This window comes from Microbulbifer sp. MLAF003, assembly GCF_030012965.1.
Taxonomy (GTDB): domain Bacteria; phylum Pseudomonadota; class Gammaproteobacteria; order Pseudomonadales; family Cellvibrionaceae; genus Microbulbifer; species Microbulbifer variabilis.
Window position 1 is genome coordinate 4,863,847 of record NZ_CP120232.1, and the last position, 13,654, is coordinate 4,877,500.

Consider the following 13,654-nt stretch of genomic DNA (forward strand, 5'->3'; position numbering starts at 1 on the left):
ACCCCATGGCGGAACTCAGCACACTGGCCCGGCCCTACGCTAAAGCCGCATTTACCTATGCGCAGCAAGCCTCCGACCTCAGCGGTTGGAGCACTGCGCTGGAAACCGCGGCGGCGGTCAGCCAGAACAAAAAAGTGCGTGAGCTGCTGGATAACCCACAGCTCACCAGTGAAGAGCGCGCAGATAAATTCCTGTCGATCTGTTCAGACGAGCTCGGCGAGCACGGAAAGAACTTCATCCGGTTGCTGGCGGAAAACCACCGTCTGCAGCTGCTGCCGGAAATTTCCGAGTTGTTCGAAGAGCTGAAAGCGCGGGCAGAAGCCACCCTCGAGGTGGAAGTTGTTTCCGCACACGCCTTGAGCGACGCGCAGGCGCAAGAGCTGGGCCAGAAACTCAGCAAGAAGTTTGAACGCGAAATACATCTGCACAGCTCGGTGGACGAGAGCCTGCTGGGCGGCGCGATCATCCGCGCCGGTGATACAGTCATCGACGGTACCGTACGCGGCCGTCTGGCCAAGCTCGCCGAGGCGATGAACTCCTAAATTACTCTCCCCACCGGCACTAGCCGGCGGGGGACTTGAGGAACAGAGCATGCAGCAACTGAATCCCTCTGAGATCAGTGAAATCATCAAGAGCCGCATCGAAAATCTCGATGTGAGCACTGAAGCCCAAAATGAGGGCACTATTGTTTCCGTATCCGACGGCATCATCCGCATCCACGGCCTGGCCGATGTGATGTACGGTGAGATGATCGAGTTCGAAGGCGGCGTTTACGGTATGGCGCTGAACCTGGAGCGCGACTCCGTTGGTGCTGTAATCCTGGGCGACTACAAGGCGCTGGCTGAAGGCCAGAAATGTCGTTGTACCGGCCGTATCCTGGAAACCCCGGTTGGTCCGGAACTACTCGGCCGCGTTGTAGACGCGCTGGGTAACCCGATCGACGGTAAGGGCCCGCTGAATAACAAGCTGACCGATGCGGTGGAAAAAGTAGCGCCTGGCGTTATCGCCCGTCAATCCGTTGACCAGCCTGTACAAACCGGTTTGAAAGCGGTTGATACGATGATCCCGATTGGCCGTGGCCAGCGTGAGCTGATCATCGGTGACCGTCAGATCGGTAAGACTGCTGTGGCGATCGACGCCATCATCAACCAGAAAGGCACTGGCGTTAAGTGTATCTACGTTGCCGTGGGCCAGAAGCAGTCCTCTATTGCCAACGTAGTGCGCAAGCTCGAGGAGCACGGCGCTATGGACCACACCATCGTAGTCGCCGCTGGCGCCGCCGATCCGGCTGCGATGCAGTTCCTGGCTCCCTACGTCGGCTGTACCATGGGTGAGTACTTCCGCGATCGCGGTGAAGACGCCCTGATTGTATACGATGACCTGACCAAGCAGGCTTGGGCCTACCGTCAGATCTCCCTGTTGCTGAAGCGTCCACCCGGGCGTGAAGCCTACCCCGGTGATGTTTTCTACTTGCACTCCCGTCTGTTGGAGCGCGCTGCGCGTGTAAACGCTGAGTATGTAGAGAAGTTCACCAACGGTGAAGTGAAAGGCAAAACCGGTTCCCTAACCGCCCTGCCGATCATCGAAACCCAGGCTGGTGACGTATCCGCGTTCGTACCGACCAACGTGATTTCCATTACCGACGGTCAGATCTTCCTCGAGACCGATCTGTTCAACTCCGGTATCCGCCCTGCGATCAACCCGGGTATTTCCGTATCCCGTGTAGGTGGTGCAGCGCAGACCAAGGTAATCAAGAAGCTGTCCGGTGGTATCCGTACCGCTCTGGCCCAGTATCGCGAACTGGCTGCATTCTCTCAGTTTGCCTCTGACCTGGACGAAGCCACTAAGGCTCAGCTGGATCACGGTGAGCGTGTAACCGAGCTGATGAAGCAGAAGCAGTACTCTCCGCTGTCTATCGCGGACATGGCAGTTTCCGTTTACGCTGCCGACAAGGGTTACCTGAAAGAAGTAGAAGTTGCCAAGGTTCTCGATTTCGAAGCCGCCCTGCTCGCTTACATGAATAGCGAACACGCAGAGCTGATGGAGAAAGTGAACGCGACTGGTAACTACAACGACGAAATCGACGCAGCGTTCAAAGCCGCTATCGAGAAATTCGTCGCTACTAGCAGCTGGTAAGAACTCCCTGGAGAGCGCGAAAGAGCGGCGGGTCCGCTCTTTCGGAATCTAACTTCCAGCGAACAAGGTAAATCACTATGGCAGGCGGAAAAGAAGTACGCACAAAAATTGCCAGCATCAAGAGCACGCAGAAAATTACTGCCGCAATGGAAATGGTTGCGGCCAGTAAAATGCGCAGGGCTCAGGATCGCATGGCACTGGGGCGTCCCTACGCCCAGCGCATACGCGCAGTGATCGGCCACGTCGCCAACGCTTCGGCCGAGTACCAGCATATTTACCTGCGGGAGCGCGAGGCCAAGCGGGTCGGTTTTATCCTGGTATCCACTGACCGCGGACTCTGTGGTGGCCTGAACATCAATATGTTCAAAGCCGCTATTCGCGAGATGCAGGCGTGGTCCGAAAAAGGTGTCGACGTCGAAGTCTGCGCGGTAGGTAACAAGGCGGCCAGTTTCTTTAATGCCATCGGCAGCAAGGTTGTTGCAGCGGTACGCGATCTGGGCGATGCGCCCCAGGCTAACCAGCTGATTGGCTCAGTAAAGGTAATGCTGGACCGTTACGCAGAAGGCGATATCGATCGTCTGTTCCTGGTATCCAATGAGTTTATCAACACTATGTCCCAGAAGCCGCAGGTTGAGCAATTGCTGCCGCTGCCGAAGGACGAAGATGAAAAGCTCATGCACGAGTGGGACTACCTCTACGAGCCGGATCCGGTTGAATTGCTGGATGGATTGCTGGCTCGCTATATCGAGTCCCAGGTATACCAGGCAGTAGTTGAAAACAAAGCCTGTGAACAGGCAGCGCGTATGATCGCGATGAAAAGCGCCACCGATAACGCCGGTGAGCTGATCGATCAGTTGCAGCTTGTCTACAACAAGGCGCGCCAGGCGGCCATTACCCAGGAACTGTCCGAAATTGTCGGCGGCGCGGCGGCGGTTTAAACCGCTGCCCTCACCTGAAATGGCCAGCCTAGAAAGAATTTAAAGCTGAGGATCCGGAAATGAGTAACGGGCAAATTGTGCAAGTGATCGGAGCGGTCATCGACGTGGAATTCCCACGCGATTCTGTTCCGAATGTATACGACGCACTGGTGGTTGAGGACAAGAACCTCACCATGGAAGTGCAGCAGCAGTTGGGTGACGGCGTGGTACGCGCTATTGCCATGGGTTCATCCGAAGGTATCAGCCGCGGTCTGCCCGTGCGCAATACCGGCGCTCCGGTTTCTGTACCGGTTGGCCTGGAAACCCTAGGTCGCATCATGGACGTGCTCGGCAACCCAATTGACGAGTGTGGCCCTATCGGTGAGAAAGAGCGCTCCTCTATCCACCGCGCTGCGCCGACCTACGAAGAGCAGTCCAGCTCCACCGAACTGCTGGAGACCGGCATTAAGGTAATCGATCTGGTTTGCCCATTCGCCAAGGGTGGTAAGGTTGGTCTGTTTGGTGGTGCCGGTGTCGGTAAAACCGTAAACATGATGGAACTGATCAACAACATCGCTACCGAGCACTCTGGCCTGTCCGTGTTCGCCGGTGTTGGTGAGCGTACCCGTGAAGGTAACGACTTCTACTACGAGATGGCTGAATCCGGCGTTGTTGACCTGGAAAACAAAGCGAACTCCAAAGTGGCGATGGTTTACGGGCAGATGAATGAGCCGCCCGGCAACCGTCTGCGTGTAGCCCTGACCGGCCTGACCATGGCGGAAAAATTCCGTGATGAAGGCAAAGACGTACTGTTGTTCGTCGACAACATCTACCGTTACACCCTGGCCGGTACCGAAGTATCCGCACTGCTGGGCCGTATGCCTTCTGCGGTAGGTTACCAGCCGACCCTGGCCGAAGAGATGGGTGTTCTACAGGAGCGTATTACCTCCACTAAGACCGGCTCTATCACCTCTATCCAGGCGGTATACGTACCGGCGGATGACTTGACCGATCCGTCTCCGGCGACCACCTTCGCGCACTTGGACTCCACTGTAGTACTGAGCCGCGACATCGCCGCTAAAGGCATCTACCCGGCTGTTGACCCATTGGATTCCACTTCTCGTCAGCTGGACCCGCAGGTAATCGGTCAGGAACACTACGAAGTGGCCCGTGGCGTACAGTCCGTACTGCAGCGCTACAAAGAGCTGAAGGACATTATCGCGATCCTGGGTATGGACGAACTGTCTGAAGAGGACAAGCAGACCGTAGCCCGCGCCCGTAAGATCGAGCGTTTCCTGTCCCAGCCGTTCCACGTTGCGGAAATTTTCACCGGTGCACCAGGTAAATATGTTTCCCTGAAAGAAACCATCCGTGGCTTCCAGGGCATCCTGAACGGTGAATATGACCACATGCCTGAACAGGCCTTCTACATGGTGGGAACCATCGACGAAGCTGTGGAAAAAGCCAACAAGACCAAAGGCTAAGCCAGAGAGGCATATACTATGGCCATGACAGTACATTGTGACATTGTCAGCGCCGAGCAGTCTCTCTTCTCCGGACTGGTGCAGATGGTGATTGTGAGTGGTATTGAAGGTGAGCTGGGTCTCTCCTACGGCCACGCGCAGCTGCTTACCGCCCTGAAGCCCGGTCCGGTACGCATCATCAAGCCCGGTGGTGAAGAGGAAGTACTGTTCGTCAGCGGTGGCTACGCCGAAGTGCAGCCGAATATGGTTACCATCCTCGCGGATGTAGCCGAGCGTGAAATTGATGAGGAAGCCGCGCAGAAGGCCCGCGAAGAAGCGGAACACGCCCTGCACAAGGCACCATCTGAAGTCGATTATGCGCGTATCTCAGCCCAGCTGGCTGAAGCCGAGGCGCGTCTGCGTACTCTGCAGGCAATCCGCAAGGCGGCCGGTAAGTAAGTAGCTCTTATATTTGTGTAGGGCCGACTTCAAGGCAAAAAAAGCAGCTTCGGCTGCTTTTTCTATTCTTGTTGGCTTCTTTTTCTGGAAATCTACCTTCCTACACTTTTCACCTACAATCTTTACACTTAATTCATTATATGGGATTGGGTAAAGTTGGCTTTGGTGAACTCGTCCCCCTCCCTATTCAACTCATTGTTAATTACTGAATGCTACCTAAAGTATAAATTTGTGTAGAAAAAGGTATAAGAATATATCTATACATAAGTGCGATTTTTTATTCCTATACTATGTCCATGTGAAACACTTGTGAAATTACTCTGTTATTTTAAGACATGGATTCAATGGCCTATAAAAATTTAAATTTCTTGCTATGACCGTCAATTGATAGCTACCTCTTTGTAGAAAAAGTCAATTCCTTCAACGATTCCAAAAGTTGCTAAACGTGGCCACCAACCATTAAGATTTATGATAGTCAGTATGAAAAATGATAAATTCCGGTATGATAAGTTTGCTCTGGCGGTCTAATGACCTAGCCCTTGATGGATACTGATCGATCTCACTCTCTTGAAAAAACCGAATATTTTCCCTTCTTAAATTGCCGGACCGCCGTCAGGAAGGTGTTGGTGGGCGTTAAATCGTCGTCTAGAGTGCGCTATAAATTGTGAAATATCCTTTTTATTTGCCTGAGCTTCATTGCATGATCTTGTAATAAATGTGATTAATGTAAAGACTAGCCATTTAAGGAGTTTTGAACTAGATAATTAGATTTTCCTATTAATTTATATATCTAAAGGAAATATTTATAATTTTTTATAAACAACTATTTTTAGAAGATGCAATTTATTAGGTTAAATGTAGCATCAATTTAGGAATATGAAATTCTATTTTTATAGACGAATTTTCGTGGCATTTATATCAAATTGGTACTGAAAGATTACTGATCTCTCTATCCAGAATAAATTAATAATTCGTAGTGCTAAAATTTCTAAATGGTATTATTGGAGTTTAGTCTGTAATGTTGAAGCATCCTGATCATGTCACAATTGTGGTGAATGAACTTCAATCGAGTGTGAAGTTCTTCCAGCTGCTGAACTTTGAACTAGAAGTTACAGATCTAATTTCAGGGGAAAAAGTATCCAAGTATTTACAGGTAGAGAATGTAGAAGCTGATCATTTAACCATGGTTCTGAAAAATTCTTCCCCTAGATTTGAAATACAACTTTTGCACTATAGAAATCCAAAGGTTAAGTCAGATCCGTCTATTTTTAGTCTGGCACGCCCCGGCTACAATCATTTATGCTTTGCAGTAGATGACATTGAGAAAACCCTTAAATTCTTGAATGAGAATGGTATCCGTACTCGAAGTGAAATACTCGAGTACCAAAAACGCAAGCTTGTATATATTGAGGGTCCGGAATTTATTACTATTGAGTTGGCTGAGTGGTTGTAGGGGAATTTCATTATTAATTGAATGGCTAAAAGCCAGAAGTATATATTTTTTTATCGTGGTATCTTTATTCCTCGAATACTTAATTATTCTTCTACTGATAAACTGTGAATGGAATTCATAATCAAGGAGAGAACTATGACTAATGATATAACACTGTACACACACCCACAGTCTCGCGGTGGCATTATACGCTGGATGTTGGAAGAACTTGAGGTACCCTACGAGGTAATAGTACTTCAATATGGGGAAGCAATGAAAACCCCAGAATACTTATCGTTAAATCCAATGGGTAAGGTACCTACACTAGTTCATAACCAGCGAGTAATAACCGAAGCAGCCGCAATCTGTATTTATCTTGCTGAAGTATTTTCTGACGCTGGTTTAGCCCCTCAAAATGATATTGAACGAGCAAAGTATTACCGTTGGATGTTCTTCTCTGCTGGGCCTGTAGAGTCTGCGGTTGTAAATAAGTATATCTTCGGGGAGCAGGCCGGAATTGATAAGCAGCAAATGTTAGGTTATGGTAATTATCAATTGGCATTAGATACTTTATCGGGGGCGGTTACTTCCAGTCCCTATATTATAGGGGAACGTTTTACTGCTGCAGATGTATATATAGGCTCGCAGCTTTGGTGGGGGTTAAAATTTGGTACCATAGAGAAGCGTGAAGAGTATCAGAAATATGTTGAACGCCTGTCGGAACGAAAGGCATTCAAAAAGGCTCAATTGCTGGATAATGCATTAAATATAGAAATGAGTGAAACCTAAAATTTTCATCTTAATATTAGTTATTAAGAGTAGCCAGCATGTGGTACCTGCTGGCTATGATATCTTTATAGAATTGAATAAATCTAAGTGAGATTTAAATGTTAGTTTTTTGCATTTATGGTATGTTCATATTTTTCAAGTGAAAATGAAAGGTTTTCTACCGAAACATAAGTTAATAGGTAATCCCAGGATGCTCTGTGTTTAGAACAACCTAAATACGAAAAAAACTGTATAAGTATTATTCTAGCTAAATTAACTGTTTTTATAAAATTCCTGCCTTTATTTGCCGTACTGTTCTATTGAAGCGAAAACGATCATTCCTATCTACAGAAGTATTTTCATCCATTATGTGTTCGTACTCTTTCTCAATATCTTTCAAATAATCAAGAGCATCGTCCTTCCTTCCTTTCATTGCTATTAAATAAGAACGAGATAAACTCATGCGTAGTTTATATGAGTCAGATAGATGTTCATTGGGGTGCATATCGTGTAATTTCAGACACTCATCTAGTGTTGCCTCTATAAATGGATCATATTCCGCGACTTCCTTCGGAATAGACTTCTTACATTTGTATATAGAACTAGAAAATACTTGTCCATACCATTCGAAATATTTATCAAGATATCCCATGGTAACTTTAATCCAGGGAAGTCGATCAAAGAAAAAATCTTGATTAATAAAGAAAGATTTATTTTCAATTAGCTTTGGCATGAACTGCTTTGACACATGTTTGTTAAGCTCCTTTGTTTTACATACATCAATAAAACAAATCTCAATAGGATCTTCTGACCAACTAAACTCATTGAAATCACCTATATTAAGATCAACTAAGGAGCTATATGGGGAGACGCTTTCCTCCAAGATGGGAACGAATGAATCACCAAACTGATAGGTAAGGGAACCACATTCCCACACCCGGTCTGTACCATTTGCAGGTTTAGGTAAAAAGCCAAGCTCATAACTGCTAATGGGCTTCCTATTTAAGATATTTGTATGCTTCTTAGAGTCAATCTCGGGATTATTTAGAAACCCTTGTGCTAATGAAACAACAGACGCTCCCATAAAGCTGCCAGCATCAATAATGAATCCATGTTTTTTATAATTTTTTGATGCTAAAGAATAGAGTAGTTTTCTTTCTGCTACAGAAACCATACCTGGTATGTCGAATACTGACTGCGGAACTTGTGCTTCGGAAAATGATATCTCAGGATGTACATAGCACCCTCTTGAAACTTCAGCATTTTCAATGGTGTACATTGTGTTACTCCAACAGATAAGTAGTAGTTGTCTATTTTGCGTAAGCTACACAGAAAACAACATTTGTTTTTAGCTCATCAAGCGTAATGTCAGGTATTGTTTCTCTAACCTTAGTTTCAATCTGTGGAGTTAACCGTTTTAGGACTGATTCTGGTGAGGGCTGTAGTTCCCAGGTTTCGATATTGAAATATTTACGTGTTAAAGCTCGTATTTCATCGATCCGAATTCGATTTAGGTGTGTATATAAGTAGTGATCGTGAGGCAGCTCTCGAACGATATTAATATGATTCCAATCGCAAAACTTGAGATGATCCGGATTGCTCTCATCAAGGAGTGATGGGTTGTGAGGTGGCATATGATGTCCACTCCAGCCATAAAAGTTATGGTGGAGAAAAACCACCTTACCGCCTTTGGCTAGTAAACTAGCAATATCCTCAAACACACCTTCAATTTCAAGAAGGTGCTCTGTTACATTGTGAAGGCATATCGTATCGAAAGTTTTGGAACCCACCAGATCGCGAGTAGAGCATTGACGTAAGTCGATATCAGGAATTAAATCAATAATGTCCTGCCCAGACATTGGTGCATTTACCCACTTCCTAATGCGTTTATTTCTTACTCTCCTGGAGTCAAGAGACATAGCTGGGTCTACACCAGTGTAACTATTGGCACCGGCACAAAGGTACCCCATCGCATAACCACCAAAACCACAACCAACATCTAGTACATTGCACCCTCGTACATATTTGTGCAATTTCCTTGGCCAGGTGCAGTAGCCAAGTTCAACGGCACTACTGATAAGATCTGAATCAAAATTTTTGAGGGCGTGGCGCACATTTGTACAGTTATGGAAAAAAGCAATCTTTGCTTGCAACTCGTGATTGTCCCAATCTTCCAGCGGTTCAATTTTTTTAAGCTGTTTTGCAGCTTTTGATCTGGAAAGTTTGGAGAAAGCAGGGTGAGATTTAGATGTATCAAGAGTTTCAATTGCTTCCCTAGCGCTGTTTTCAATACGAATAAGCTTTGTTTGTTCGAGTACCTTAAGGGCTCGCTTATGCTCGGGATTGCATTTTAGTGCAATCTTTATATCTTTTTCTGCCTGATCAATGTCACCCTTGGCAATATTTAGCATAGCGGATATTGTTCGCATACCGACATGGTGTGGATGTCTGGAAATAAATGTCAAAACATACTTATCACAATTTAAAATCGATCCTTTTTTCGATTCTGCATAGCATAAGAAATAGGTTGCCGGATGGAATGGATTCAGGTCGGCAATTGGTCGTAAAAGCTCTCTTGCCAAATCTATCTCACCAGACAAAGCTGCTTGCTTGCCTTGTTCGAAATTATCTAACTGATTGATTTCTAAAGTAGACATTTAATTTTCCAAGTAATAGTAACCAAGTAGTTTTGGCGTGGATATTAACTTGCATGCTGCAATTGGGTGCAGTTGCGCATGGTTTAAATCAAATATGGTGCAATTATATTTTATTAATAGAGAGCTATACCAAAATAATGCACTGAATATACTTATACTAATAAACATGAAATATTCATGTGTCAAAGAATAAATTTATTTTTTCTGGAAAAAGTAATCAAGCCTTGACCCAAAAAAGTTGGCGCGGATGCTAACTCGTATAACCGGTAATCCATAGTAGCGTGTGTTATAAATTGGATTTCGTAAGATGGCATGTTTCAAGTGTGCATCAGAAAATAATTATTTTTTCGCAATAAATGGATCGACTAGTAAATATAGCTAGTTACAATATCATGGAGGTGGGTCTTTGAAACTAATAATAGTTGGAGGCGATGGCTTTTGTGGGTGGCCAACCTCTTTACACCTTAGCAATCTTGGTCATGATGTTATTATTCTTGATAACTTTTCTAGAAGAAGAATTGATAAAGAGCTTAATGTTCAGTCTTTGACCCCTATATGTGAGCTGGAAGAGCGGACGGCTGCTTGGTTTGATTTGACCAGGAAAAATATTCGTTTTGTTGAAATGGATGTCTCGAAGGAATATCCAGAGCTTCTAAATTTCATAAAAGAGGAAAAACCGGACAGTATTATTCACTTTGGTGAGCAGCGTGCCGCACCCTATTCAATGAAGAGTAGTGAAACCAAGAACTATACGGTATCGAACAACATTTGTGGAACGCATAATATTCTAAATGCAATCGTAGAATCGCAACTTGATATTCACCTTATACATTTAGGTACAATGGGCGTTTATGGCTATGGTCATGAGGAGCCTATTCCTATACCTGAGGGCTATCTAGAAGTAAAAATTGATACGATGGATGGAAGAGAAATTTCTGATTCTATCGTATATCCGCCAAACCCGGGCTCCATCTATCATATGACCAAAACCATGGATGCCCAAATGTTCCAGTACTATGCGAAGAACGATAAGCTTCGAATTACTGACTTGCATCAGGGGATTGTATGGGGTACACAAACCGAGCTATCGAGCCTGGATGAGAGACTTATAAATCGTTTCGATTACGATGGTGATTATGGCACTGTATTAAACAGATTCTTAATGCAAGCCACAGTAGGCTTTCCTCTCACTGTACATGGAACTGGAGGCCAGACGCGGGCATTTATTCATATTTCAGATACCTGTAAGTGCGTGGAACAAGCGCTACTACACCCACCTTCCGAGGGGGATCGGCCAATGATATTGAATCAAATGGCAGAGACTCAGACGCTTTCTGATTTGGCAAAATTGGTTCAATCACTTACTAACTGTGAAATTAGTTATCTTCCAAATCCAAGACGAGAAGCGGAAAGAAATGATTTAAATGTACGCAATGACCTTTTACGTTCTTTTGGATGGAGGCCTACGCTTATAAAGGATAGTCTTCTGAATGAAATTACTGAGATAACAGAGCGTTATCGAAATCGAGCAGACTACTCCAAAATTCCCTGTATATCCTATTGGACGCGAAGTAATGAGCTTGCAGATGTTTCCTATCAAGAAAAAATTGGTGAAGTAGCTGAACCCATTTCTTAGTCTTTCCAGGTGGCTAAAGTTATGCCTAAGCGCATCCTTATTACTGGTGGTTGCGGTTTCATTGGCTCGAATTTGATCAAAATCCTGAGTGAGAAGGGTTTATATGATGAAATTCTGGTCTTGGATAACGAGGTTACCGGGAGTATTACTTCATTATCCCGGTATCCCCATCATTTTATTCGGGGAGATATAAGAGACCAAAAAACCGTAGACGAAGCAGTAGCAGGTGTTGATGCCATCGTCCATTTAGCAGCTGACACGGGAGTTGTCGATTCAATAAAAAATCCTGCCCATAATTTTGAGGTAAATGTTCAAGGAACCGTAAATATTCTGGAAGCTATGCGCAGAAAGGGTGTTAAGTGTCTTGTTAATGCCTCAACCGGCGGTGCTATTATCGGAGACGTTGTACCACCAGTACATGAGTTAATGCCCATAAACCCGTCGTCAGCATATGGTGCATCTAAGGCCGCGGCGGAGGCCTACTGCTCCGCATATACTCAAAGTTATGGGCTTACTATTACGTCTCTAAGATTTTCGAATGTCTATGGCCCACTTTCTTTACATAAAGGTAGCGTTATAGCCGCTTTTATGAAGAAAATTTTAAAAAGAGAGCCTTGCGAAATTTATGGTGATGGTAGTCAAACACGAGATTTTATCTTTGTCGGTGATTTATGTCAGGGCATTATAAAGGCATTAGAAGTAAGGCAAAGTGGAGTTTTTCAGCTCGGTAGTGGAAGGCCAACTTCTGTGAACGAAATTATCTCTTTGCTAAAACAGATTACTGGTGAAAATGATAAATTAAAATTAGTTTACCATGGATTCAGAGTTGGAGAAGTTCGTCACAATTTTACTGATATTTCCAAAGCAAAGCAGCATCTAGGATTTTTACCAGGCACAGAACTTGTAAGTGGTATCAAAGAAACCTGGAACTATTTTATCGATAATGAAAATACGGTAGTAGGTAGACTTAATCAGAGGGTTCTAGAGAATGCAGATTGATAAATTTGCAGTCGAAGAATTTCCTGATCTCAACGCCTATGCCGGCATTGAATCGGATAATAAACTTCGTGTCTGTATTGCAACAGAAGAAATTTTAGGGCCAGTAAGGAATGGGGGTATCGCTTCAACTTATTACCATTTAGCAAAGGGCTTGGCCGCTCATGGCCATGAAGTACATGTGCTCTATTTAAAAGGGGAAAAAGTTGAAAACGAAACGCCTGAACATTGGATAGAGCATTTTTCCAGCTTTGGGGTATCTCTTCACTACTTGGCTCACGCAGAAGAGACGATCATAGGTCCCTCACAAAATTGGCAGAGACGATATAGTGCGGCTTACCGGTGGTTGGCAGAACAAGATCGGTTTCATGTTGTTCATACCTCAGAGTGGCGTGGAGGATTGATCTATGCACTTATGGCGAAGAAATTGGGGCTGGCGTTTCAGGAAACTTTATTTATTGTTAAAACCTCTTCCCCGCATCTTTGGAATCGCCACTATCAGATGCAGCCTATCTCAAAGAGGGAGCTTCTACCGGCAAGTTTTGCCGAACAGAAATGTGTTGAGTTCGCTGATATGGTCATTGGCGGTAGTGCTCACTTACTTTGTTTTATGCGTTATGTTGGTTATAAACTTCCATATGCTTCCTATGTACAACCAAATATCTTAGATTTTTCCGAAGTACATGTAGATGATCTACGCCCTGATAGAAAGCCTGGTGACCTTGTTAAAACCCAGGAACTAACTTTCTTTGGTCGGCTAGAGATGCGAAAAGGTATTGAACTTTTCTGCAATGCACTTGACCTTCTGGAACGTGCTGGGAATCCACCAGCCAAGGTGAATTTTCTTGGTAAGTATGGTGAGGCACTCCCCAATCAGAAAAATGAGAAGGTTTCAGATTATATCGAACGAAAAGCTTTGTCATGGAGCTTTGAAGTTAATTGTATAACAGATTGTAATCAACCGGAGGCTCTGTCTTTTTTATGTTCTAGAGATATGATAGCTATTATGCCTTCGCTAATTGAAAATTCCACCATGGCTGTATATGAGGCTTTAGAAAATAATATTCCCTTTATAGCCACTCGTGTTGGTGGCACACCTGAACTTATAAATGTAGAAGACCATGATACTTGTCTTATCGCTCCATACGCCCATGAACTCGCTGAGAGATTAAGTAAAGTTCTTGAAAATG

Annotated in this window: 11 protein-coding genes and 1 pseudogene; 10 read left to right on the forward strand and 2 right to left on the reverse strand. The window is 44.9% G+C overall.

Annotated features, from left to right (window positions below):
* Window positions 1-5: 5 nt before the first annotated feature.
* The 7 genes from P3339_RS23165 to P3339_RS23195 all read left to right on the forward strand — a co-directional run bounded on the left by P3339_RS23165 (window position 6) and on the right by P3339_RS23195 (window position 7,196).
* The gene (locus P3339_RS23165; protein WP_282952047.1) at window positions 6-542 is read left to right on the forward strand and encodes a F0F1 ATP synthase subunit delta; all 537 of its coding nucleotides are present in this window, start codon (window positions 6-8) and stop codon (window positions 540-542) included.
* A 49-nt stretch (window positions 543-591) separates the two neighbouring features.
* A complete protein-coding gene (gene atpA / locus P3339_RS23170; RefSeq protein ID WP_020413898.1) occupies window positions 592-2,136 on the forward strand; it encodes a F0F1 ATP synthase subunit alpha in 1,545 nt (514 codons plus the stop codon).
* Between the two features lie 77 nt (window positions 2,137-2,213).
* Window positions 2,214-3,074, forward strand: a complete 861-nt coding sequence (atpG, locus tag P3339_RS23175) for a F0F1 ATP synthase subunit gamma (RefSeq protein WP_020413899.1) — start codon at window positions 2,214-2,216, stop codon at window positions 3,072-3,074.
* A gap of 59 nt (window positions 3,075-3,133) precedes the next feature.
* Window positions 3,134-4,537, forward strand: a complete 1,404-nt coding sequence (gene atpD / locus P3339_RS23180) for a F0F1 ATP synthase subunit beta (protein WP_020413900.1) — start codon at window positions 3,134-3,136, stop codon at window positions 4,535-4,537.
* An 18-nt stretch (window positions 4,538-4,555) separates the two neighbouring features.
* Complete coding sequence (locus P3339_RS23185; protein ID WP_020413901.1) at window positions 4,556-4,975, forward strand: F0F1 ATP synthase subunit epsilon; 420 nt, start codon at window positions 4,556-4,558, stop codon at window positions 4,973-4,975.
* A 1,018-nt stretch (window positions 4,976-5,993) separates the two neighbouring features.
* Window positions 5,994-6,428 carry a VOC family protein gene (locus P3339_RS23190; protein WP_051089517.1) on the forward strand — a complete coding sequence of 145 codons (435 nt, stop codon included), beginning with the start codon at window positions 5,994-5,996 and terminating at the stop codon, window positions 6,426-6,428.
* A 135-nt stretch (window positions 6,429-6,563) separates the two neighbouring features.
* Window positions 6,564-7,196 (forward strand): glutathione S-transferase family protein, encoded by a 633-nt coding sequence (locus P3339_RS23195; RefSeq protein WP_282952048.1) that lies wholly within the window; start codon window positions 6,564-6,566, stop codon window positions 7,194-7,196.
* A 262-nt stretch (window positions 7,197-7,458) separates the two neighbouring features.
* Here P3339_RS23195 and P3339_RS23200 read toward each other — a convergent pair whose 3' ends face one another.
* A complete protein-coding gene (locus tag P3339_RS23200) occupies window positions 7,459-8,454 on the reverse strand; it encodes a hypothetical protein (protein WP_282952049.1) in 996 nt (331 codons plus the stop codon).
* Between the two features lie 31 nt (window positions 8,455-8,485).
* Entirely contained in the window at window positions 8,486-9,832 is a 1,347-nt protein-coding gene (locus tag P3339_RS23205) for a methyltransferase domain-containing protein (RefSeq protein ID WP_282952050.1), read from the reverse strand.
* Between the two features lie 406 nt (window positions 9,833-10,238).
* Between P3339_RS23205 and P3339_RS23210 the strand changes: the two genes are divergently transcribed.
* The 3 genes and pseudogenes from P3339_RS23210 to P3339_RS23220 all read left to right on the forward strand — a co-directional run.
* Window positions 10,239-11,468, forward strand: a complete 1,230-nt coding sequence (locus P3339_RS23210) for an NAD-dependent epimerase/dehydratase family protein (RefSeq protein WP_282952051.1) — start codon at window positions 10,239-10,241, stop codon at window positions 11,466-11,468.
* A 21-nt stretch (window positions 11,469-11,489) separates the two neighbouring features.
* Window positions 11,490-12,467, forward strand: coding sequence for an SDR family NAD(P)-dependent oxidoreductase (locus P3339_RS23215; RefSeq protein WP_282952052.1), 978 nt, complete (start codon window positions 11,490-11,492; stop codon window positions 12,465-12,467).
* Window positions 12,457-13,644: pseudogene (locus P3339_RS23220) on the forward strand (glycosyltransferase family 4 protein); the annotation flags it as partial. The gene P3339_RS23215 and the pseudogene P3339_RS23220, both read left to right, overlap by 11 nt.
* Window positions 13,645-13,654: the final 10 nt, after the last annotated feature.